The following is a 19,833-nucleotide window of genomic DNA, read 5'->3' on the forward strand; positions in this document are numbered from 1 at the left end:
CAGCATTCCACGAGAGGCATTGACCCAGGTATTGGGAGCGGTCTACCAAGGCTCACCCGTGGTGATAGAGGCCTATGCAGTGCCCAACTGCGAATTGATGCAATTCGACGAACAGCCGGCGCTTGAGCGGTTCGTCTCCGCCGAATTGGCAGCCGGCCGCCCCACAGCCAACCCGCATCAATCTGACGGCAAACGCGTGGTCGTCTCAGGATTTCTCAAGCGAGTTCAGACGTGGGCCGGCGAGCTTCTTGCTTGACCTGATTGCAGCAGCCGGTCGCGTTGCGCAGGAGGATCTCCATGCCGAACTTTTACTTGCCGCTCTCCGGCAATGTGCGCCAGGACATCAACCCCTGGACCTGGTGGACCCGGATTTCCAATGGGCAGCTTGGGTTCATCAACATCAACATGGGCAAGTCGTCAGACCCCGCTCTCGAGCAGCAGATCCTGGACGACGTGGGAAGTTACGGACGCCAGATTGGCCAGCTCGGCGATGCGCTGGAAGCTGTTCTTGCGCACATGAAGACGGACACCTGGAATTCCGACGCCAAGGAGGCGGTGGAAGCCTTCAAATTCCAGCTGGCCGAGATTCGCCGGCTGAAGCGAAGCCGGGCTGACAGCAAGACCTGAGATTTCCCGGTGAGCTCCCGGCGGCCGCGGCATCGTGCCGTGCTGACGGCGAGCGCCATCGCGGCCCAGGTGAGATAGACCGGCCAGCCATCGAGAACAGTGAGTTGGACGACGCCCACCATCGGCAGCAACCCTGCGGCTGCGAATCGGGTCCCCAGGCCCGGTATCAGCAGAATGGGCAGGACGATTTCGGCACTGCCCACAAGGAAGGCGGTCGCGACGTTGTGCTCGAAACCCGATACATCGAGAACAAAGCTGTCTTCGGTGGAGGTACGTCAAGCCCGGGTGCGCGTGAACTCGGCCATTGGGCGCAACCGTTTACGACAGAGATGGAAAGCCAATCGAGCGGCGGAAGCTGACGGTTGCCGCAAGCTTCTAGCAATGTCCGCCTTGACCCAAGAGTTCAGAAGACTGCGACAGGCTACAGTCGGGGCCAATTGCGGATATTCAAAGGAGCTTCATGTTCAGCTTACTGACGGACTTCGTGGTTGGAATCTTCGAGATCGTCCTTGACGTGGTGCTCTTCAGAAGGCAGCGCCGCAAGCGCGGTTACAGTGACCGCGCATTCTCCGAGGACGCAAACGAGATCGCACGCCTTGACCTCATCACATTGACCTACATTGGTCTCGCATCGGTCGCATTGATGCTTTCTCTGAGCTTCATCGCTGGTGTTCCGGTAGGCTGGAGCATCGCAGTCGGTATCGCTGTGGGCGTGGTTTGGGGTATTTGGCGATATATGCAGCTGGTCAATAGACCATGAGCGCAGGACAGTCGGCGGCAGGACAACGGACTTCGGGCACAACCAGTCAGTCGCACCGTAACCGAAAATTCGGCCAGCAGCAGCCCTTGGCGTTGCACTGGACCGGCTTGGCCCGCCAATAAACTTTTTTGTTTAGCGTGCGATGTTGTCAATAGCCTATGAAGCAGTCTCAGAAAACACTTCAAGCGCTTCTGTCTTTTCTCCTGATAGCCGGGTGCACCGACAACATTGAGAAATTGAAACTGAGCAAAGAAGATAGGGAGCGAATTCTCCTCTTGCAAAATCCCTTTGGAGGCAATCTCGTCCGAATAAATGCGGCTGGGAAAGGCGAGCCTATTTTGATAGGTCTGAAAGATTGCAAGGTCTACCGTGCCGAGACTGAGCAAGGCGTAGTTACCGAGTGGGTTCATGTACCGGAAGTCGCTGAGTTCTACCCTCTCCCGTCGGCGTGCAGCCGCGAGAATGTGGAATACGACGGTGAATACGTAAAGATAGAGTTCTGCAAAACGCCAATTGCTGCAGGTGGAGGGTGCGCGGGTGGAATTAGTCCTCACCGAAGTAGAAACGGCAAAGATTGGGAGGTCCGCACCGAAAAAGGCAACTGGAAACCGATAGACAAGCTGCCTTAGGGAAGGTCACATATGGGCGCCTCCAGGATCGCAAGAACTCGCGTGAGCGAAGATTCGGGAGACAGGACTGCAGTCGCCCGAGCGTGGTAGCGGATGGTTCGATGAACTTCCGTTTTCGTGAGACAGCAATTTCCGCCTAGGGCCCTGAGCCGTAGTTCGCTGCTCTCGAAAGCAGTCGTTTATCTGCTCACACTTGTGCTCACCAAATGTCCAGTCGGTCAAACTGAAATCGAACAGTTTCTGCTCCAGCCGGGACATCCCCGAAGTTGAAGACGAAGCCACGCGCTTGGACCAGTCCCTCGGCCTGATCGATTACTTCGCCGCAACCGCGATACCCGTAGCTCCCGTGACACTTCAGCCGCTCTGCACCAGCAAGTGCTTTCTTATCTGCCGGCCAGTCTTGCAGGTACGGAGACTCCAGTTCGTCAACCATGACCGGATGCAGCAGGTTGGGAACTGTTTGGCCAACCTTGTAAGAGCACTGAAAGCAGAAGGCCACCACAGTGGCCACATCGCTGGAAAGCGTAACGTCGGCGTCCCCGCCATCTGAAAGCCAGTTGATGCTCGAAATGGTGAGGTGACTCATCGAAGTTGCGATTCTTGGCCTAATTGACGGCTTGTCTTGGACGACCACTGTTGGCTGCTAAGCGCGAACGCGGAATTCGATTTGAAAGATGACCTCACCCGTTGCCTTTAGAGGCGCCAATTTCGAAAGCGAATCGTATACAGCCCGAAGGGTAGACTTTTCCGCTCTTCCTCGAGTTGCAAGGTTAACCTTGCAGTTTCCAGGTTGGCAGTTAAATTGCACGATCGCTGTCATTGGCTCCTTATTTTTCTCGAGTTCGGGATAAGCCCGCGCTTCGATTGCTTTTATGAAGGTTGCCAAATCCTCCACCTTCACGCGAGACCTCAGCTCCAATTCTCCAATGAGGAGCGTGACGCCAGCTGTGGAGGTACGACGTTCGCCGGTCTCTCTCGGTACTGCGGGTACATACGTCCTGAATTCCCCAAGTGTTTCGTAGGTCTTCCGATCAACCGGATTTTCATAGCGCGATTGAGCAAGTACGCAAATGCTGGCCAGCGCCGCCGAAGCGAGGAGTACTCTTACAAGGAAACGATACATTCTCGGCCTAAGGTTTGAAACGACCAGCTTGAACCGGATTGGATCTCTCCGCGTCATACACAAGGCTTTTCTGGAATTTCGGTGTATGGACGAATTTTTCCCCGATGCGGCGAACGACAGGTTGTGGCCGCCGTCGGCCTGCTGACTAGTCGGCCCGGCGATTCTCACGCAGGTGTTTTTGCAAGTCCCGGTCAGCCAGGAACGACAGTAAGTCCTGCAGCGTCGCCCTGGAACTCTGCCGGCGGATGATGTTCAAGCGCCGGATGGCAACGTTTTCACGCTGGTAGGCGTGAAGCTTGTGATGACCATCAATAATGAACTCAGCCCATGCCTTGTCGTGCGATACGGTAATGACGGCTGGTCGTTCTCCACGTCGAATCGCCTGTGCATGGCGATCTATCGTGAGCCGAGATAGGGCCGCCCGGGGGTGAGTGGCAACCATGGCGCCGAAGCCGGGGTAAAACCGCGTGATGTCCAATGTCACCTCCGGCCGCACTTCTTGCTCCACCACGTATGAATCAACAGGCACGTCTTCGAGTACGAAGGCGTACTGCCCTGACACCAAGGTTGCAGCAACCTCTTGAAAATGTTCCATCAACGGCAGATCGTCTGGAACTGAAGTCTCTACTGAGCGCCTGAATCGCGCAAGTGCGTGATTTGGTTGACGCGAGACGGAACGCACGAGGTGCTGGCCCACGCTTCCTTCGCAATCAGCCCAGTAGGCTGCAATGACCTCTTGTGAAATCTGCAACACCGCCTCAAAACTATCTCCCCGCACCTCAAGCACGCCGCCCGGTGAAACTGCGACGACGTTCTCCTCTCGGATAACTCTATGGCTCTTCGGATGAGAGATGCCGCTCAGACTCTTGTTCATGGGCAGGGTGGCGCTTGACGTAGTTCGGAAGGCTCAGCGCGGATACCAGACTCGAAATCCGGTTGGGGTTTCACGCTCAAATTGCGGCCACCTTCAGGAGGTCGCCATTGGCCGCATTCTGCCTCGTCGCCGAGCGGCAGCTTGTGGCCGGGAGCTGTAGTTAGCCGCCGCTACGAAGTCCAACTGTCGCGTGCGATCGTTGTCTGTCAGTACATGAGCTGTGCCTCTAACTCTTTTCAAAGGCTGATTGAACTCGGCTCTGAAAATGCGCAGCCGGTACATCCCGACAGGCCGATTGCATCGATGACCTTGGAGCTCACGGCTATCCTGTTGAGTTCATCTACGATGAGCCAGTTCAAGTTAGCAATTGCTGTCTCGTCGAGCACAATCTTTCGAGCAACAAGAACGTCTCCAAGCGCCTCATCAAGGTCAACGTCGGATTTTCTAAGGTCGAGCGCTCGCGGGCGCATTAGAGAATTCAGCGCGAAAAATTGCTGCCCGTCTAACTTGTTCCCGTTGTAGGACACTGCAACCGGAAAAAACTCGACTTCCGCACCGACCAGTTGAAGAGCAGCGGCAAGCTTGCGAGAAACGATATCGATGTGAATTGACCCCATGAAGTCAACGAGACCCTGAGGTGAGTCAGATGAGTCGGATACGTCGAATTCGAGGTTCGGGTACTGATTTGCGAGGCTGACACCTCCCCAGAAGGGAAAGTTCAGGACTGCGCGCGAGTTCAATAGCCTGCATTCTGGATATGGGACATTGCCGGAGACGTCACGGTGAAGAATCCAATGCATTTTCTTGAGTGAAAGTATGCGAGCAGGGGCTGTACAGGCGACCACTGGCACGAATCAGAGTTGACCGCGACCGGCCGCTTCTGGCCGATTGTCATCATTCAGTCGCGTTGCTGCCACTCAAGTAGCTCTCTCGGCAAGCAGAGCAGAAGCTCACGGTCTTGTGCGTAGCTTGCTCGGCCCAGCATGGGCCGTACGCGGCAAGATTGACGAATGGATGGATTTGGTCGGCGTGCGACACAGCTTCAGGAGAAAGAGGACGTCTGGTTCCGTAGAAGATGGGAACTCTTTCCGACTGCAGTTCTTCCTCGTGAACCGGACAGATGCCAAATGCCTGCAGTGCGTCTTCCAAAGACTCGATTTTGATGCCGGTCGCAAAGCTGAAAGCCGACAGCATTTTCTTCTGCCAATAGTAGAGCCGGCCGATAGCTACGGAATTGCGGTGAAGCACCAGAAGGAACTTTGCGGTCCGTTCGGCTCCATGGATAGCCTTCAAGGCAACTAGATTGTGCTGAGCATTCATTCAGAGCCTGCCTTTGGCCAGCAGCCTCCGCACTAGGTTTTGGTGAATTTGGAAGCCAAGAGCACTCGGCTCCCTGCTACGCCAGCCAGCAGCCCGGCACCGATTGAAAGAAAGAGCAACGAATGCGGCGCAACTTCAGAGCTTGCGAGCGCCACTGTCGCAACTACGAGGAGTACTTGGAAGAAGCGCATTCGATTCTGAGACGTAGACGCCGGTGATGTGCAAACCGCGATGGCAAGGGGCCGCTTTGGTCCCATTCTGCCTCGTCACCGAGCGGCAGCTTTTGGCCGCATTGTGCTGGCCCAGCGAACGGCCGGTTCTGGCCGAACACCGCCGTTTTTGAGTGCCGAAACTTTGTTCACACAGTGTTGAACGCGTACTGCTCAGCGACTGAAACGGGCCGCCTCGAACTGGTCTGTGTCGAACCTTCCTTGGTGCTCAAGAACGGGTAGAAGTTGAAGCATTGGTCTCCTGGCAGTCGCCGTACGTCTTCCTCCCAGCCGGTCCAGCGCATTCCATCGTAGAAAGTGCGCAACCGATCCGTGAATGCCCATTGTGTGAAAGCAGAGTGACTGAACCCAAGACTTTCCCATGTCAGCGTGTCTGGAGCGAGATAGTGCACAGCGCCTCTATCGTCGCCGAGCGCACCCCCATTGATAGCGAAGAAGCCGCCAACCGCATCGTCGGCTACAAGGCAGAAGCCGTTCGACCGCCCGGCATTCCATGCCCCGATGTTGCGGGTCAACTTGGGATGCCCGGACCCGAGCATTCTGAGCCAGCCACCGTCCACCAGAACGCCACCGGTTCCATAGGCCAGCGCTCCAAGGACCGATCGAGTCGTCACTTGCAGTTCGATCAGGACGTCGCCCCGGTTGGAAGATGGAGGCAATATTTCAACCGAGAGGGCGGCTGCTCTCGCCCAATGCTCAACCAGCGGCAGGGCTGGTTCCTGGGTGTCCAGCAATTCGTCTAGAGAACGCAAGGCTCCTCCTCAAAGTCCGGTTTTGGCTGACTGTAGCCGGTCGCAGAGCCATCGCGAAGGGGCCCTAAATGGCTTTGCATGCTTCGAAGCGGTCACTCATGAAAGCACGTTGTACGGCTCTGACTCAGTGCCTCGACCTCTATGAATGTAGTTGTTTTCACAGACAGGACATCCTCGGTTCCATGTGTATAGGGAATGAGTGGCGCAGTATGGTGCTTGCTCTCCTGGAGCAAACGAAGCCACTGTCAGTTTCTCGGTGCCGGCTTCGACGAATGCCGGCAGTCTGCCAAGCTCAACGTGCGCGTCCTCCCATCCCAGGGATTGGAATAGTTCGACCAGCTGACCAGCATCTACTGCTGTGCCAAACAGTCGATGAACGTCGACTTCCCTCCATCCGGTCCGGGTGGCCATCCACCTCCGAAACTCTCCCATAGCGTCTGCGCGAATCTTGGCCCACACCGAGAAAACAGCTATTTCAGTCATGTTTTTGAAGCTCCAAGGCTCGACTCAATGGTTTTCCCAATGGACCGCCTCTGGCCCTACGTCGTGCGCCGTGTGTGCCCTAGTGGCAGGTCTCGCCGCAAACTTCTCGAGGCAGGGTTAATTGGTCATCAGTAATAGCACCAAGGACCAGAGCGAACCAACTACGCCGGCGGAAATGAACCACACGAATAAGCGTTTCGCGATGACCAGGTATCGCGCGCGATCTGCAGGGTTGATAAGCCATGTTCGACTGAAGGGCTCACTACTGCGGCCCAATACGAAGAAATAGGCGGGTAGTATGAAGAACACCATCGCTGCGGATGCCCACAAGAGGTTGTAGGCAAGAACCGATTCGATATGGTTTTGCGCGAGCCAGTCCTCGAACGGCAACAGGCCGAAGGACGTCCATGCGCCGGCAGCTGCGGCGGTCTTGTTTGATGCTTCTATTTGCATAGCGTGCAAACGCAAGCCAGGACGATCTTGAACAATGCCTTCGCGTTCATGTAGTGCTCCTTGCGGCATTTCCAGCCTCAATCATGAATGATTGGAAGCCCATAGGGAATATCCGGTGTTGGCCGAATCCTGTCCGACGCTCAAATCTCTCGTAGCTGCTCAGCAAGCACAACAAAACTACTGCTACCTTCGGTGGACTCGACTCCCCAGGGCCGCGTCGTCGCAACACGGACGACTGAGCGACCGCTCGAATCCAGCCACTGCGACTCAACTTCACAAGCAATAACGCCAGGTGCTGGAAGCGACTCGACGTCAACTTCAGTCGCGCTCACGACGGGCTCCTTCTCCACAAAACGGTGTCTCTGCCCCATCGCATCGATCAAGAGGCATTCCACGAAGGGTGGATATCCGCTGTCATCAACAACTTGGGATATCTCAACGGCAATAGCTTTCATGGGGCGTCATTTTCTCGTGTCGGAGGTGATTGTCGAAGGTCCGGTTGTAGCCGAGTCGAGCCTATGGAGCTCGCGCGTCAAGCTCATCCCAGGTTGGTGCGAGTCCCAAGCTTCGCAGATGGGTACCGAGGTCCACTAAGGGCTTCGTACCAATCTCGGACTCGACGAACCAAGTAGCCTCGCACTCCTCGCAAACGAACAGCCCAGCGCCGCTGCGTCTAATTGCCATTGCGGCAATCTCGCCTTGTTCACATCTTGGGCAAAGCATGGGGGCAGGCGGGCCGCTCGATGTCCGCTATCGCGCGAAGTCTAAAAGAGCTACGAGTGTCGGCTCTTGGCCGACTGTAGCTGGTGGGGCTTCCGTTGCGAGCGGACCCGTTGCAGTCCTGCGTAAGGTTGGCCTTATCGACGCAAGGCGGACAGTCGATGCGCGTTGTTTGCGGGGTCTACCTTAGGCGGCCGGTGAAGCGAACATGACTCGAAGAGGTATCCCGTGCTCGTTAGCCGCATCAACGACCTCGGACGGCACATCTAGGTTTGCCCAGCTGCGCGGCGTATAGATATTGATGTGCAGTTCCAGTGCTGTGTATTTCCCCGACAGCGTCTCTCGGATCCAGGTCAGAGCACCGCTGATGTCGCCGACTGCACACTCGACGCGGTGATAGACCATTCGCGGCTCCCTCACTGCGACACCGCCGGTGAATCGAGGGAAGCGCTTAGAAAATATGTCAAAGACATCATCGTGAATGCCCCGCACGACGAACGAATAGGAAACTGCATCGGGATCAGATTTGCTCATTTATGTAGGCTAGCCTATGCGAAGCAGACCAAGCCAAGCGGCAGCTTGTGCCCGGCTGCGGCTATACGTCGCCTCGACCCACGGCCATGGCAATTTGACAGGCGGCGCGCTCAGCCTGTCCCTTTCCGGGATAGTCGTCTGGGACGACCTCAATCGCCTCAACTTCAAGGCGACTTCCAAGCTCAGCGTTTGCCCGAGCCACCCCAGCAAGTATCTCGGACACATGATTCGACAGGTCAAACTGGACCTTCGCCTCCGTCCTGTCCATCGCGAGTAACCGAATCAACGCGGGGCCACTCGGCGGCGCCTTGCCAAACCTAACGGAGACCAAGACGCACGTTGGCCCGGTCACATGCTGATAGCGGTAGAAGACCGAGCGCTGGATCCGTTTGATGTCCATCTTGAGGGGCGGTATTGAATGACAGGTCGTGGCCGACATTGGCCGGTCGCCTGGCAGTCTAGATGCAAGCATCTCAGATGTTGGCTTCAGCGGTAATCAGAAAGACGGGTTGGATTGCCGACCTTGATAACTCTGCCCCTGAATCTGACATGCCAATCCGGGTCGCACTCTTTGTGTGCGTGTATGTGAAGCCCGCTCTCCACGGGTACTACGTCGAGAGGCAGCAGGTTGTCAGTAGGTTGCGCAAGCAGTTCCACCTCATCGCCAGCCTCAAGGATTACCTCTTCAGGGACCATCTCAAGATACAGCGTCATAGCGAAAGCGGTTTCGTTCTTGAAGCTGCCAACTACTGGGTAATTTTCTGGCGTCATGGCGAAGGTCTGACTCTGGCCGGGCTCAGTCAGTCTTCGCCCCACTCCGAAGAAGCGCCAGTTTGAGGCGTTTGATAAGTCTTCCCCACATCGACTGACTCTTCGGAGTCTGCATTTTTCACGCCCCTTTGTTGAATCAAAGAACTGAACTCTGCTGAAGAGCGACTGCATCTGGCCGAGAGCTGTAGATGACGCGAACAGGACCAAGGCCGGCAAAGCGGCGGAGCCTCAGCTCCGGCATGCCTCACCGGAATCCAGAAGCAGTCGAAACGGCTCCCATCCACCTGGTGGGTCCCATTCGGCATTGCCAAAAATCTGACCATCTTGAATTCTCTGCACGATGACGCCATCGACTCCAAGCCCGGACTTCCTCCACAGGAGCTGGCCGGTTCCGTCGAAGCGCAACAACTCTGTGGCTGAGGCAACCAAGACTGATGAACCAAGTTCCAATGACTCAGTATCGCTCGAAGTGAATAGGCGGCCAAAGTAGCCATCGAGCGAGTGCGATGCCAAGTCGCCTGTCCTGGGCGAGAACACGGCGACTTGCTCGCCATAGCCAATGTAGATCAGTTCGCCAACGCGGCGTACATCCTGAAAACAGGAATGCCCAACGACTGGGAGCAAGTCAACTCGCCAATTGGCCTCTGACCCAAGGCTGATCCCAACAGCCGCAACGGCGGATGCTGTTGAGTCGGAGGAGCCGCCCAATACAAAGCGATCAGCGTTGCGCCGGTCGCCGACATCTTCGGCAGTGACAAAGGTTGCCCGCATGTTCATGACGTGCAGCTTGTCGTTCTGGTCAGCAAGCCTAGTTATTGACAGATCTATCCATAACGCATAGCATGACGGCATGGTAAGACCACGGGAATTCGACCGGGACGAAGCATTGGAGAAGGCCACCCAGGTTTTCTGGGACCGTGGCTATGCTGGCACGTCGACTGACGACTTGCGCAACGCGATGGGAATAGGTCGTCAAAGCATGTACAACGCCTTTGGGGACAAGCGGCAGCTGTATCTGGAAGTGTTGGCGAAGTACCAGGCCAAGAGCGTGGAAACGCATCTGCGAAGGCTCAATGAGCAATCGTCGGCTCGCGAAGGTATTCGGGCGATGTTGAAAGGCTTGGCCGTCGAGGATGACCGGGTGCGCGCGATGGGATGCTTCGGCGTTGGTGCGACGGGCGAGTTCGGTATTACCGACCCGGAGCTTTCCGGCATGTCCGCAAATTCGAGAGCTCTCTTGGGAGAGCGCCTCGTGGCCAAGGTCCGCGAAGGTCAGAGCGCTGGCGACATAGCGCCACACCTTGATGCGGAGCGTGCGGCCGCCTTTGTCATCCTTACCATGACCGGGCTGCAAGTGGCAGCCCGCGCAGGCGCCAATGTGCAGAGCATGCACGCGATGGCTGATTTCGCAGTTGACCTACTTGGGGTCGGCTGAGTTGGGCTCTGCCATGAGGCAGTTTTTTTTGCTTAGTTATGGACTGAACTGTCCAAAAAGGAGAAATGATGTCAGATTCGACAAGGGGTGCAGCTCTGGTGTTTGGTGGTGCGAGGGGCATCGGTGCTGCAGCGGTGAGGCGCCTCGCGGCCGATGGTTACCCGGTCGCTTTCACGTTCGTATCGCGCCCGGACAGCGCGCAGGCACTGGTGCAGGAAGTCGCTGCAGCCGGAGGACGAGCGCATGCCATCCAGGCGGACAGCGCCAGCGCCGACGCCATCATCGAGGCCGTACGGCAGGCAGTCGAAAAGTTCGGCCTCATCAAGGTGGTCGTCGTCAACGCTGGCATCTATAGGGCGGGCACCATCGGTGACGTTTCCTTGCGCGACCTGGACGAGATGCTCAGCATCAACGTGCGCGCTGTCTTCCTGTCCATCCAGGCGGCTCTTCCGCACCTCGTGGATGGCGCTCGTGTCATCACCATTGGCAGCAACGTGGCTGTCCGCACCGGCATTCCAGGGGCGAGTGTCTACCAGTTGACCAAGACCGCCGTGGCCGGGCTTGTGAAGGGAGCGGCGCTGGACCTAGCTCCGCGTGGAATCACGGTCAATAACATCCAGCCTGGCCCGATTGAAACCGACCTGACGGCCAGCATGATCGAGGCGTTGAAGCCGTTGAGCCCGCTCAGGCGTGTTGGCCAACCCCATGAGGTCGGAGCACTTATCTCCTACTTGGCCGGCGACGAGGCAGGATATATGACCGGAGCCAGCCTCACCATCGACGGCGGCTTCACGCTGTAGTTGCCAAAGGCAGGGTGGCGAGTATGCTTGGCGGCGACGCGAGCGGCCACTCGTGGCCGACTGTCGCCTGCCACTGCGTCTGCGCTAAAGGATCGAACTCAAGACTCTTTCGAGGGCGTTTCGTCCGAGGGCCTGTCGCGGCGGCGGGCATGAGATAGACGCCAACGAACGAGATCATCGGCGCCGGGGCCGGGGTTGATCTCAAGGTCGGCTGTGCTGACCACATCCCCGGTTTCTTGATCGATGAAACTCAACCGAACCTCCGCACCGGTCTTTCGATTCACGAAAGTCATCGGAGGCGCGCCCGCGCCGGACACTCCCAAGCGGTCGCCGATCTGGGCGAGCACGGGCATCATGGGCGCCATCTGCCAGCCTTTCTGGGTCAGCAGATATTCACAGCGCTCTGGGTTTGCCTGGTAGCGCCTTCGCTCAATGAGGCCATTGGCTTCGAGGTGCTTCAGACGATCGCTCAGCGTTGCATTCGTGACGCCGGAGGACTTGCGAAAGTCCTCGTAGCGGCGGAGGCCACAGACCATATCCCGCAGGATGACTAGACCCCAGCGGTCTCCGATCGCGGCCATCACGCCAGCGATCGAGCACACCATCCCATCAAAACCCTTCGAGCGCATCTCGCTCCTTCCGACGTCTACTGCCTTGCTGGCGATGCTCTCATAAGAAGAGGCGCTGGTGTCGGCAGCGCTGAAGCATTGCCGCCGCAGCGCTTGGCCGATCAGCCTGCCTGGGTGATCGAGCGAGAGCACTGCCAATACTCCTTTGCAAAAAATCCAATTAACTCTTATTATAAGAGTGACTGTCGCACCGGACGAGAAAGGCTCGCATGTTCAGGGCCTCAGGGCCTGATGGCGAGCATCCGGCGCTGACCGCTGCAGCAGATCATCGAATTGGGTCCAATGAAGAGAGTTTCATGTTGGCGTCGAACAACTCCATGATCGGCCCCGTGCTCGCGCTTGGCGGCACGGCTGTTATGACGGCCATCTGGCTGGCTGCCCCTGTCACAGTCCCGGGCGGCCAGCAGTCCGAGGTGTCGGTCATCGTCGCGCTCCTGGCTGTTCACATCGCCACACTCGCTGGCGCCTGGCTCGGCCTGTCCCGAACGTCGTTGACGGTTTCGCAGCGGCGGACGACCTGGCTTGCGATCTCCATCCCGTTGACCCTTTGGCACGGCGCGGCCTGGGCGATCGTCGCCAACGGCCTGCTCCTGCCGGGCGCCATCCCCATTCCCTTGCTCGCGTTGATGATCGTCGTGCCGACGGTCGTCGTCATCTTTCTGGTCACGCGATCGAAGCGCATCGGCGTCCTGCTCGACGCCATGCCGGTGAATTGGCTCGTAGGGTTTCAGGTCTACCGGGTAATCGGTGGCGTGTTCCTCATCAACTGGTGGGTCGGGAACACGCCGGGCATATTCGCCGTCCCCGCCGGCACAGGGGACGTGATCACAGGCCTGTTGCCGCTGCCGACGGCCATCATGCTGGCGAACGGGCGTCCTGGCAGCGGGAGGTCCGCGCTGGTGTGGAATTTCATCGGCATCTCGGATCTGGTTCTTGCGGTCATGCTGGGGGCGCTCACGTCGCCCGGGCCGCTGCAGCACCTTGCGTTCGACCATCCGAATCTGCTGACCGGCAGCTATCCGACCGCAATCATTCCGGCCTTCACCGTTCCGACCTCGCTCGTCCTGCATGCCCTTTCGCTTCGCCAGTTGCGCAGGCGCTCGCGACGAACGACCGCCCAGGCTGAAGGGCGAGTGCGCCTCTTCCAGGGCAGCTGAACGGGGCCATCCAACACTTTCGCCTGCCGCCCGACAAACGCTCAGCACCAACCGCGGGCCACGGCACCAGACAAGGAGATATTCATGACCTCTTACTCCACCTCCAGGATCTTCGTCGTCGGCGGCACTGGCGCTCAAGGGTTGCCGGTGATCAAGACGCTGGTCGCGGACGGGAAATACTTTGTCCGAGCCCTCACGCGCGATCGCGGCTCGCGCCGGGCGCAAGCTCTCGCCGAGCTTGGCAACGTGGAGATTGTCGAAGGCACCTTTGCGGATGAGGACACGCTGCGAGCCGGCTTCCGAGGGTGCGACGGCGCCTACATCAACATCGACGGCTTCAATACCGGCGAGAAGACCGAGATGTACTGGGCGATCCGCGCCTATGAGATCGCGATCGAGGAAGGTGTCAGGTTCTTCGTCTACGGCAATCTCGACTACGCTCTGAAGAAGGCGGGCTATGACTCCAAGTTCCGTACCGGGCACTATGACGGCAAGGGCCGCATCGGCGAATGGATTCTGTTCCAGAACGAGGCCAACTCCGACCGCATGGGCGCGGCGGTGTTTACGACCGGGCCCTACATGGAGATGGCTCTTTCGGCCATGACGCCGATGACCCCGTCGGTCGAGGATGGGGTCGTTACCTGGCGCGTCCCGCTTGGGGGAGGGCGCGTCCCTCATGTCGCGCTCGGCGACTGCGGCTACTACGCCCGATGGCTCTTCGACAATCCGGGGCGCGCCAACGGCATGAATCTCGAGGTCGCCATCGAGCAGGTCGACTACCACGAACTGGCAGCCGCCTTCGAGCGGGTCACAGGGCATCGCGCGCGCTATATCGATACCTCCCTCGAGGACTATTGGAGCGGTCCGCTCAGGATGGCCGCTGGACTTCCGGCTGGGTACAACGCAGACCCGCAAGACAAGAGCACGATGAGTTTCCGCGATAACTTCACCGGCTTCTGGAACATCTGGAAGCACGAGATCGTTCAACGCGACTACGCACTTCTCGACGAGATCCATCCGAACCGCATCAGGACGGTCGAGGAGTGGCTCCGACGTGAAGACCAACTGGGCCAAGCACTTGGCCATGGAACCCTGTGGGACAGGGTGCAGCCTGAAAATCAGGCCAAGCGGCCGCCGATCCTCAAGCTGAGCGAAGATCGCCGCAAGGGCCGGCTCTAGGCGCTAGCATCGTGCGCCATGCACTTCAAGACGCCTTTTCTGTTTCGGGGCAAGGTTCGAGGTGAATGGTGTCCTACCGCAGCATGGCCGGTCCATCGGGCAACCCCGCCATCGCGGCAGCAGCCTCAAGTGCCTGATCGCGTTGGCGTGCGTCGTCGGGGTCGTCTGACATCTCTGCCCTGTCGATGATCGACAGCAGAAGGCGCAGGTCATTCACACGCATGCCTTCTTCCGGCTGCACTGTGTCGGACTCCAGTTTGGCCATGAGGTAGCGCTGCACGTGCGTCGACTGGCGAGCGCTCTGACCGACTGATGCACGGGTGCGCGTACCGTCTTTGTAGGAGATGTCGGTCGAAGCATTGGCTTGGTCGTTGATCTGCACGAACTCGTAGAACTGGGATTCCTTCGCTGCCGTGAGCAGGAGTTGAGCGCCCGGCGACAGCGCCCGGTGAAAGCTTGCATCCAGTTCGGCTTGCTGGTCTTGATGGATGGTCCGGTTGCGCGGGTCCTTGCCCGACACGCTTGTCTTCTGCGACAGCGTGTACCTGAAGGTATCGACCTCGTCCGGGCGCATCGGGTTCGATGCATCCGGCACCTGCGTCATCGATGCATTGAAGTCGGCCAGGCCACTGAGCAAGCCATGGTCGCCAGCATTGAGCGAAATCGCTGTCGGCGCCTCGTGGCCCGGCAGCGCAGTCTTCTCGCCGTAGTTGCTGTTCAGTTGCGAGAACGCATCCTTGAACATCGAGACCAGGGCAGCGTCACCCCGGCCGCGGCTGCCTGCCATGTCCACTTGCTGCAAATACCGTGCGATCGCTCGCGCTTGCTGCGGGGCACTGCCGAGGATGGCCGGCTGCGATAAGTCGACGTCGACCTTCACCGTGCCGGAAGGTCCGGAGGCGCTCAGGCCGCGCGTTCTCGAGTCGGCATGAAAATCCACTGCCTGTATCGCGCCCTTGCCATCAGTCTTCAAGCTCGCCTTGAAATCAATGGACAGCAGCTCTTTGGTATTGAAATTGGTCAAGCCTTCGAGGGCGAGCTTTGGGGGCAGGGCATTCAAGCCGTCGATGGCATCCTGGAACGCGCCCGAGAGGTTTGCGAGAGCCTTGCGCTCGGACTCATTGAGCTCGCCGCCGGAAACCGCTACCTGTACCGCCATGCCGTCGGCCTGGCTGGCCAGGCTCAGCTCGACCGTGGCACCGCCGGCAGTCTTGATCGACAAATTGATCTGATTGTCGGCTGCGGCCAGCAGGTCAGCCGGCGCTACGGCGGACGCACCTGGTGTCGCAAACGTCACCGATTGCGAGAAGTCGTCGACATCGGTCTCGAAGCGCTTCAGCATTGCCGCGCCCAGGCCGCTGAAACGCGCCGTGAGAGAGGGCAGGCCGAAGTTGCCGGCCATCAAGGACGAAACGGCGTCGTCGGTGGGCCGCGACCAAGCGGTTGTCGTGGATCCGAAGATTGTGTAGGTCTGAATGTCAGCCGGGGTGGGTGCTCGACTCAGGCTGACCAACACAGCGGACTCCGGTGTCATCTGCGCTGACGAAGTCTTCGCGAGCGTCGACAGCGGCGTGGCTCGCGAAACGCTTACAGCGGCGGGCGCTGCATAAAGGCCGGATGCGCTCGGGGTGACGTTCACTCTGGATTCCATTCAAAAGAGAAGCAGCCCGTGGCTGCAGGCAATCTTCCTTATCGGCAGTGGCGCGCATTTCTTAAGAGCCGAGAACTCGATTGAAGAAGGTCTGAACAGCGTTTGCGATGGCCGGTGCCACGCCCGCCATCGCCACCTTACCCAGTCCTTTGGCGCCCGGCGCGTTGAAGCGTGTGTCGGGCTTGCCGACGAAGTCGACCTGAATGCGGCCGATGTCTGCAGCCACGGGCAGCACGTACTCGGCAAGGTCGGTGTTGAGAAAGCCTCCGTAGCGCGGGTCGACCTCGCTGACCTCGCTAGCGGCTCTAGCCGAACAAGGACTGGGAACAAAACGCGGAACAAATAGGCGAGGGGCTCGACGGCGAAGGCTTGAAGAGCGATTTCTTGAGGTGGCGCGGTAAAGCAGCCGAATGGAGGCACGGCAACCCCTTGCCGACGAGCCAGCAGCTTCTATTGCAGACACACGATCGTTCGGCCCATTTGACGGTGTTCGCCGCGGTCTCCCGCCGATACCTACTCGATGCCGTACTGCGTCAGCTTCCGGTATAGCAGCTGGCGGTGGATGCCGAGGCGCCGCGCCGCTTCGGCGCGATTGCCCTGCGCCTGGGCGAGCGCGTTCTCGATCAGCAGCCGCTCGAGCCGTTCGACTGTGCTCGGCAGGTCGCCTTCCAGCCAGTCGGCCGGCAGGGTCTGCGCGCCCTGCGTCGGACGTGCCTGGCCGAGCACCAGGTCCAGGTCGGCGCTGCCGATCACACGGTGCCGCACCAGCGCCTGGCAGCGCTCCATCACATTGCGCAACTCGCGCACGTTGCCCGGCCAGGGCTGGCGCAGCAGCGACTGCGCGGCCTCGGCGGACAGGGCCTTGGGCGCATCGGGCGCGGCCGCGCGGCGCAGGAAATGCTCGGCCAGCGGAATGACGTCGGCGAGCCGCTCGCGCAGTGGGGGTAGCCGGATCGACAGCACGTCGAGCCGGTACATCAAATCTTCGCGAAAGCTGCTCTCGCGCACCGCGAGGGCCAGGTCGCGGTGCGTGGCCGCGACCACGCGCACATCGACCTTCACGGTCTTGTGGCTGCCCAGCGGCGTGACCTCGCCCTCCTGCAGCACGCGCAGGATCTTGGCCTGCACGGCCAGCGCCATGTCGCCGATCTCGTCGAGCAGCAGCACGCCGCCATCGGCCGCGCGGAAGCACCCCGCGCGCTCGCCGGTGGCGCCGGTGAACGCACCGCGCACGTGGCCGAAGAGTTCGCTCTCCAGGAGCTCCTTCGGAATGGCCGCGCAGTTGATCGCCACGAACGGCTTGTCCGCGCGGTCCGAATGCCGGTGCAGCGCGCGCGCCACCATCTCCTTGCCGGTCCCCGTCTCGCCGAGCACCAGCACGGGCATCGCGTTTGCCGATGCGAGGCCGATGCGCTTCTGCACCTCGCGCATCGCCTGGCTGGCACCGATGAAGTCGTCGTCCGCGTCCGCCACCGCCGCGGTGCCGGCCGCGCCGGGCTGCTGCTGCAGCGCGCGGTCGAGCACCTCGCGCACCGCCTCGCGGCTGATCGGCTTGGCCAGGTGGTCGAAGGCGCCGAGGCGCATCGCCTCGATGGTGTTGCCCGCGCTCGCGAAGGCCGTGAGCACGATCACCGGCGGCACGCGCGCGAGGCGGGCGCGCATGGCTTCGAGCGTCTGCAGGCCGTCCATGCCGGGCATGCGGTGGTCGAGGAAGACCGCGTCGAAGCGCGTGTGCGCCATCGCCTCGAGCGCCTCGGCGCCGCTCGCGATTTCGGTGGCCTCATGGCCCAGGCCCTGCAGCGTCTCGGCCAGCGTGTCGCGGAATGCGTCGTCGTCGTCGATGATCAGGAGGCGCGCCATGGAAGCTCCAGTTCGAATCGCGTGCCGGGTTCGAGCGCCCGATGGCGCAGGTCGCCGCCGTGCGCGAGAGCCACTTCGCGCGCGAGGGCCAGGCCCAGGCCGGTGCCGTCGGCGCGTCCCGTGGCGAAGGGCTCGAAGAGGTTGGCCTGCAGTGATTCCGGCACGCCGGCGCCGTCGTCGTCGACGCGGATGCAGAGCATCTGCGTCTCGTTCGTCGAGGCCGACAGCGTGACGTGCCCGCCGCGCGGCGCATGGCGCACGGCGTTGTCGAGCAGGTTGTCGACCGCGCGCGCCAGGTGGACGGGATCGAACACGGCCTTGGCGGGGCCTTCATGCTGCAGCACGAGCTGTACGCCTGCCGCGGCGGCCTTGTCGCCGATGGCTGCCGTGCGCTCTTCCAGCCAGCGATGCAGGTCCACCTGCACCGGTGCCAGGGTCACGGGCTGCACCAGTGCGAGCAGGCTCTGGACCAGTCCCTCCAGCCGATCGATCTGCCCGACGATCATGCGCAGCGCATCGGCCTGCTTCTCGGGTGCGGCTGCCAGGGCGTTCTCGGCCTTCAGCCGCATCGTGGCGATCGGGTTGCGGATCTCATGCGCGATGCCGCCGGTCATGCGCCCGAGGGCGGCCAGGCGCTGGTCGCGGCTGCGCTGCTGTGCGGCCTCCCGCAGGCGCACGCGGGCTTCGTCGAAGCGCGTGCGGTAGTGGTTGAAACCGTCGACGATGCGGTCGAGCTCGCGCACGCCGGTGCGCGGCAGCTCGGGCATCGCGCCGTCGCTGGCATCCGCCTGCGTGAGCCGCGTCTCGAGCCGCTGCACGTGGCGCAGCCCGCGAAACAGGATGAAGCCCAGCCACAGCCCCGAGGCGAGCACCGCCGCGAGCAGGACGCCCAGCCCTACGCGCAGGCTGCCCAGGGCGGCCAGGGCGCCGCCGTTGGTGCGTGTCATGGTCCAGGCCGCAAGGTCCTTGGACGCCGAGGCCAGCGGGCAGGCCGAGACGATCAATGCCTCGCGGCTGCCGCGCACCACGTCGGTCTGCGGCGCCTGGGCGCGGGCGGCGAGCTGCGAGAGCTCGACGATGAGGGGCTGTTCGGCCGCGGGCACGTCGCGCTTGACGCCGCTGCCTTCATATGTGGGGTACGCATAGGCGAGCAGCCCCGAGTTCGCTCTCGCGCCGGCCTGCCACACGCCGCCCTCGACGTGCGGCACCTCGGTCAGCACCAGCTGGAGCACGACCTGCAGGAGGTCGATCTTCGGCTCGGATGCGTCGGTCGCGGCCTTGGCATAGCGCGCGGCGATCGCGCGGCATGACTGCTCCGTGGCCGTGCGCCCCGCATCGATCTGCGCCCCGGCGCTTGCGCGGTAGAGCGTGAGCATCACAACCGCCAGCGCCGCACACACGCTGAACAGCAGGACCCAGAAAAAGACAAGTTGACTGCGTAATGACTTCATTCGCCCTGGAACGCGTGGACACGTTTTCTGGTGAAAGCGCTCGACAGGATGGCCCCGAGGCCGCCGCGGCGCAGCCCGAGTATGCCCTGGGGGCTTCTCTCCTGGCTCTGCGCAGCACGCGCCGCCAACCGAAGAAGAGCGGCGATGCGGGAGCGGCAATTCCCAATGCCTGAAGGCTGCAGCGAAGTCACGTCGAATGCGGAGCTCGTCGACGAACAGGAAGTACGACGGCATGTTCAATGCCCACAGCCAGACCACCTGCAAGGCGTCGCGCAGCGCGACGCTCATGGTGAGGTACTGTTTCTCGGGGTCGTTCCTCGCTGCAGTAGCATGGCCGCAGGTGCGTTCGGCGCGCCGTTGCCCCGGTGCAATGGCGCAACGGCCGCTTGCTTGCC

The 19,833-nt window shown here is 60.5% G+C and carries 26 protein-coding genes; 10 read left to right on the plus strand and 16 right to left on the minus strand.

All coding sequences use genetic code 11. The annotated features are described in order from the left end of the window. Positions 1–19 precede the first annotated feature (19 nt). On the plus strand, positions 20–256 hold the full coding sequence (locus FHY06_RS25045) for a hypothetical protein (protein WP_184606654.1): 237 nt from the start codon (positions 20–22) through the stop codon (positions 254–256). A 205-nt stretch (positions 257–461) separates the two neighbouring features. Here FHY06_RS25045 and FHY06_RS35185 read toward each other — a convergent pair whose 3' ends face one another. After that, a complete protein-coding gene (locus FHY06_RS35185; RefSeq protein WP_409327467.1) occupies positions 462–830 on the minus strand; it encodes a DoxX family protein in 369 nt (122 codons plus the stop codon). On the opposite strand from FHY06_RS35185, the gene FHY06_RS35190 reads away from it, so the two are divergent. The 3 genes from FHY06_RS35190 to FHY06_RS25065 all read left to right on the plus strand — a co-directional run bounded on the left by FHY06_RS35190 (position 732) and on the right by FHY06_RS25065 (position 2,016). Continuing rightward, positions 732–986, plus strand: a complete 255-nt coding sequence (locus FHY06_RS35190; protein WP_221404376.1) for a hypothetical protein — start codon at positions 732–734, stop codon at positions 984–986. The genes FHY06_RS35185 and FHY06_RS35190 overlap by 99 nt on opposite strands. 101 nt (positions 987–1,087) lie before the next feature. Beyond that, positions 1,088–1,387, plus strand: coding sequence for a hypothetical protein (locus FHY06_RS25060; RefSeq protein ID WP_145759840.1), 300 nt, complete (start codon positions 1,088–1,090; stop codon positions 1,385–1,387). Positions 1,388–1,545: 158 nt separating this feature from the next. Continuing rightward, positions 1,546–2,016, plus strand: coding sequence for a hypothetical protein (locus tag FHY06_RS25065; protein WP_184606656.1), 471 nt, complete (start codon positions 1,546–1,548; stop codon positions 2,014–2,016). Positions 2,017–2,215: 199 nt separating this feature from the next. On the opposite strand, the gene FHY06_RS25070 is transcribed toward FHY06_RS25065, so the two are convergent. The 9 genes from FHY06_RS25070 to FHY06_RS25110 all read right to left on the minus strand — a co-directional run bounded on the left by FHY06_RS25070 (position 2,216) and on the right by FHY06_RS25110 (position 8,505). Then, positions 2,216–2,602, minus strand: coding sequence for a hypothetical protein (locus tag FHY06_RS25070; protein WP_184606657.1), 387 nt, complete (start codon positions 2,600–2,602; stop codon positions 2,216–2,218). Between the two features lie 57 nt (positions 2,603–2,659). Next, positions 2,660–3,139, minus strand: a complete 480-nt coding sequence (locus FHY06_RS25075) for a hypothetical protein (RefSeq protein ID WP_184606658.1) — start codon at positions 3,137–3,139, stop codon at positions 2,660–2,662. Positions 3,140–3,284: 145 nt separating this feature from the next. Continuing rightward, on the minus strand, positions 3,285–4,013 hold the full coding sequence (locus FHY06_RS25080; RefSeq protein ID WP_184606659.1) for a hypothetical protein: 729 nt from the start codon (positions 4,011–4,013) through the stop codon (positions 3,285–3,287). A gap of 236 nt (positions 4,014–4,249) precedes the next feature. After that, complete coding sequence (locus FHY06_RS25085) at positions 4,250–4,813, minus strand: imm11 family protein (protein ID WP_221404377.1); 564 nt, start codon at positions 4,811–4,813, stop codon at positions 4,250–4,252. Positions 4,814–4,907: 94 nt separating this feature from the next. Then, entirely contained in the window at positions 4,908–5,333 is a 426-nt protein-coding gene (locus FHY06_RS25090) for a hypothetical protein (RefSeq protein WP_184606661.1), read from the minus strand. 358 nt (positions 5,334–5,691) lie between these two features. After that, positions 5,692–6,315: a DUF2625 domain-containing protein gene (locus tag FHY06_RS25095; protein ID WP_184606662.1), complete on the minus strand. Its 624-nt coding sequence runs from the start codon at positions 6,313–6,315 to the stop codon at positions 5,692–5,694. Between the two features lie 600 nt (positions 6,316–6,915). Continuing rightward, positions 6,916–7,320, minus strand: coding sequence for a hypothetical protein (locus FHY06_RS25100; RefSeq protein WP_184606663.1), 405 nt, complete (start codon positions 7,318–7,320; stop codon positions 6,916–6,918). 71 nt (positions 7,321–7,391) lie between these two features. Continuing rightward, positions 7,392–7,706, minus strand: a complete 315-nt coding sequence (locus tag FHY06_RS25105) for a hypothetical protein (protein WP_184606664.1) — start codon at positions 7,704–7,706, stop codon at positions 7,392–7,394. Positions 7,707–8,157: 451 nt separating this feature from the next. Further along, positions 8,158–8,505, minus strand: coding sequence for a hypothetical protein (locus FHY06_RS25110; RefSeq protein ID WP_184606665.1), 348 nt, complete (start codon positions 8,503–8,505; stop codon positions 8,158–8,160). Positions 8,506–8,967: 462 nt separating this feature from the next. On the opposite strand from FHY06_RS25110, the gene FHY06_RS25115 reads away from it, so the two are divergent. Then, positions 8,968–9,342 (plus strand): hypothetical protein, encoded by a 375-nt coding sequence (locus FHY06_RS25115; protein WP_184606666.1) that lies wholly within the window; start codon positions 8,968–8,970, stop codon positions 9,340–9,342. Positions 9,343–9,504: 162 nt separating this feature from the next. On the opposite strand, the gene FHY06_RS25120 is transcribed toward FHY06_RS25115, so the two are convergent. Further along, a complete protein-coding gene (locus FHY06_RS25120; protein ID WP_184606667.1) occupies positions 9,505–10,053 on the minus strand; it encodes a hypothetical protein in 549 nt (182 codons plus the stop codon). Positions 10,054–10,162: 109 nt separating this feature from the next. Here FHY06_RS25120 and FHY06_RS25125 point away from each other — a divergent pair, with 109 nt between their 5' ends. Further along, the gene (locus tag FHY06_RS25125) at positions 10,163–10,711 is read left to right on the plus strand and encodes a TetR/AcrR family transcriptional regulator (protein WP_260310651.1); all 549 of its coding nucleotides are present in this window, start codon (positions 10,163–10,165) and stop codon (positions 10,709–10,711) included. A gap of 65 nt (positions 10,712–10,776) precedes the next feature. Next, positions 10,777–11,511, plus strand: a complete 735-nt coding sequence (locus FHY06_RS25130; protein ID WP_020723444.1) for an SDR family NAD(P)-dependent oxidoreductase — start codon at positions 10,777–10,779, stop codon at positions 11,509–11,511. Between the two features lie 98 nt (positions 11,512–11,609). Here the strand turns inward: FHY06_RS25130 and FHY06_RS25135 are convergent, their stop codons facing one another. Further along, complete coding sequence (locus FHY06_RS25135; protein WP_311733728.1) at positions 11,610–12,272, minus strand: winged helix-turn-helix transcriptional regulator; 663 nt, start codon at positions 12,270–12,272, stop codon at positions 11,610–11,612. A 164-nt stretch (positions 12,273–12,436) separates the two neighbouring features. Here FHY06_RS25135 and FHY06_RS25140 point away from each other — a divergent pair, with 164 nt between their 5' ends. Together FHY06_RS25140 and FHY06_RS25145 are read left to right on the plus strand one after the other, a co-directional pair. Continuing rightward, positions 12,437–13,297, plus strand: a complete 861-nt coding sequence (locus tag FHY06_RS25140) for a DUF8737 domain-containing protein (RefSeq protein ID WP_184606669.1) — start codon at positions 12,437–12,439, stop codon at positions 13,295–13,297. A gap of 84 nt (positions 13,298–13,381) precedes the next feature. Next, a complete protein-coding gene (locus FHY06_RS25145; protein WP_184606670.1) occupies positions 13,382–14,476 on the plus strand; it encodes an NmrA family NAD(P)-binding protein in 1,095 nt (364 codons plus the stop codon). Between the two features lie 73 nt (positions 14,477–14,549). Here the strand turns inward: FHY06_RS25145 and FHY06_RS25150 are convergent, their stop codons facing one another. The 4 genes from FHY06_RS25150 to FHY06_RS25165 all read right to left on the minus strand — a co-directional run bounded on the left by FHY06_RS25150 (position 14,550) and on the right by FHY06_RS25165 (position 19,363). After that, positions 14,550–16,115, minus strand: a complete 1,566-nt coding sequence (locus tag FHY06_RS25150) for a hypothetical protein (protein WP_184606671.1) — start codon at positions 16,113–16,115, stop codon at positions 14,550–14,552. Positions 16,116–16,188: 73 nt separating this feature from the next. Then, positions 16,189–16,353 (minus strand): hypothetical protein, encoded by a 165-nt coding sequence (locus FHY06_RS25155; RefSeq protein WP_260310652.1) that lies wholly within the window; start codon positions 16,351–16,353, stop codon positions 16,189–16,191. Positions 16,354–16,640: 287 nt separating this feature from the next. Beyond that, complete coding sequence (locus tag FHY06_RS25160; protein ID WP_184606672.1) at positions 16,641–17,987, minus strand: sigma-54-dependent transcriptional regulator; 1,347 nt, start codon at positions 17,985–17,987, stop codon at positions 16,641–16,643. After that, positions 17,972–19,363, minus strand: coding sequence for a sensor histidine kinase (locus tag FHY06_RS25165; protein ID WP_260310653.1), 1,392 nt, complete (start codon positions 19,361–19,363; stop codon positions 17,972–17,974). The genes FHY06_RS25160 and FHY06_RS25165 overlap by 16 nt, the downstream gene beginning before the upstream one ends. A 65-nt stretch (positions 19,364–19,428) precedes the next feature. Here FHY06_RS25165 and FHY06_RS25170 point away from each other — a divergent pair, with 65 nt between their 5' ends. Beyond that, positions 19,429–19,611 carry a hypothetical protein gene (locus FHY06_RS25170; RefSeq protein ID WP_184606674.1) on the plus strand — a complete coding sequence of 61 codons (183 nt, stop codon included), beginning with the start codon at positions 19,429–19,431 and terminating at the stop codon, positions 19,609–19,611. Positions 19,612–19,833 lie beyond the last annotated feature (222 nt).

Origin of the sequence: Variovorax atrisoli, assembly GCF_014195185.1 — a bacterium.
Lineage (GTDB): Bacteria > Pseudomonadota > Gammaproteobacteria > Burkholderiales > Burkholderiaceae_C > Variovorax > Variovorax atrisoli.

Excerpts from the sequence above, each read along its gene's own strand:
- FHY06_RS25060 (WP_145759840.1), top strand. The coding sequence starts at position 1,088 with ATGTTCAGCTTACTGACGGACTTCGTGGTTGGAATCTTCGAGATCGTC.
- FHY06_RS25065 (WP_184606656.1), top strand. The coding sequence starts at position 1,546 with ATGAAGCAGTCTCAGAAAACACTTCAAGCGCTTCTGTCTTTTCTCCTG.
- FHY06_RS25070 (WP_184606657.1), bottom strand. The coding sequence starts at position 2,602 with ATGAGTCACCTCACCATTTCGAGCATCAACTGGCTTTCAGATGGCGGG.
- FHY06_RS25075 (WP_184606658.1), bottom strand. The coding sequence starts at position 3,139 with ATGTATCGTTTCCTTGTAAGAGTACTCCTCGCTTCGGCGGCGCTGGCC.
- FHY06_RS25080 (WP_184606659.1), bottom strand. The coding sequence starts at position 4,013 with ATGAACAAGAGTCTGAGCGGCATCTCTCATCCGAAGAGCCATAGAGTT.
- FHY06_RS25085 (WP_221404377.1), bottom strand. The coding sequence starts at position 4,813 with ATGCATTGGATTCTTCACCGTGACGTCTCCGGCAATGTCCCATATCCA.
- FHY06_RS25090 (WP_184606661.1), bottom strand. The coding sequence starts at position 5,333 with ATGAATGCTCAGCACAATCTAGTTGCCTTGAAGGCTATCCATGGAGCC.
- FHY06_RS25100 (WP_184606663.1), bottom strand. The coding sequence starts at position 7,320 with ATGCCGCAAGGAGCACTACATGAACGCGAAGGCATTGTTCAAGATCGT.
- FHY06_RS25105 (WP_184606664.1), bottom strand. The coding sequence starts at position 7,706 with ATGAAAGCTATTGCCGTTGAGATATCCCAAGTTGTTGATGACAGCGGA.
- FHY06_RS25110 (WP_184606665.1), bottom strand. The coding sequence starts at position 8,505 with ATGAGCAAATCTGATCCCGATGCAGTTTCCTATTCGTTCGTCGTGCGG.
- FHY06_RS25115 (WP_184606666.1), top strand. The coding sequence starts at position 8,968 with ATGCAAGCATCTCAGATGTTGGCTTCAGCGGTAATCAGAAAGACGGGT.
- FHY06_RS25120 (WP_184606667.1), bottom strand. The coding sequence starts at position 10,053 with ATGAACATGCGGGCAACCTTTGTCACTGCCGAAGATGTCGGCGACCGG.
- FHY06_RS25130 (WP_020723444.1), top strand. The coding sequence starts at position 10,777 with ATGATGTCAGATTCGACAAGGGGTGCAGCTCTGGTGTTTGGTGGTGCG.
- FHY06_RS25140 (WP_184606669.1), top strand. The coding sequence starts at position 12,437 with ATGTTGGCGTCGAACAACTCCATGATCGGCCCCGTGCTCGCGCTTGGC.
- FHY06_RS25145 (WP_184606670.1), top strand. The coding sequence starts at position 13,382 with ATGACCTCTTACTCCACCTCCAGGATCTTCGTCGTCGGCGGCACTGGC.
- FHY06_RS25160 (WP_184606672.1), bottom strand. The coding sequence starts at position 17,987 with ATGGCGCGCCTCCTGATCATCGACGACGACGACGCATTCCGCGACACG.
- FHY06_RS25165 (WP_260310653.1), bottom strand. The coding sequence starts at position 19,363 with ATGCTCACGCTCTACCGCGCAAGCGCCGGGGCGCAGATCGATGCGGGG.
- FHY06_RS25170 (WP_184606674.1), top strand. The coding sequence starts at position 19,429 with ATGACTTCATTCGCCCTGGAACGCGTGGACACGTTTTCTGGTGAAAGC.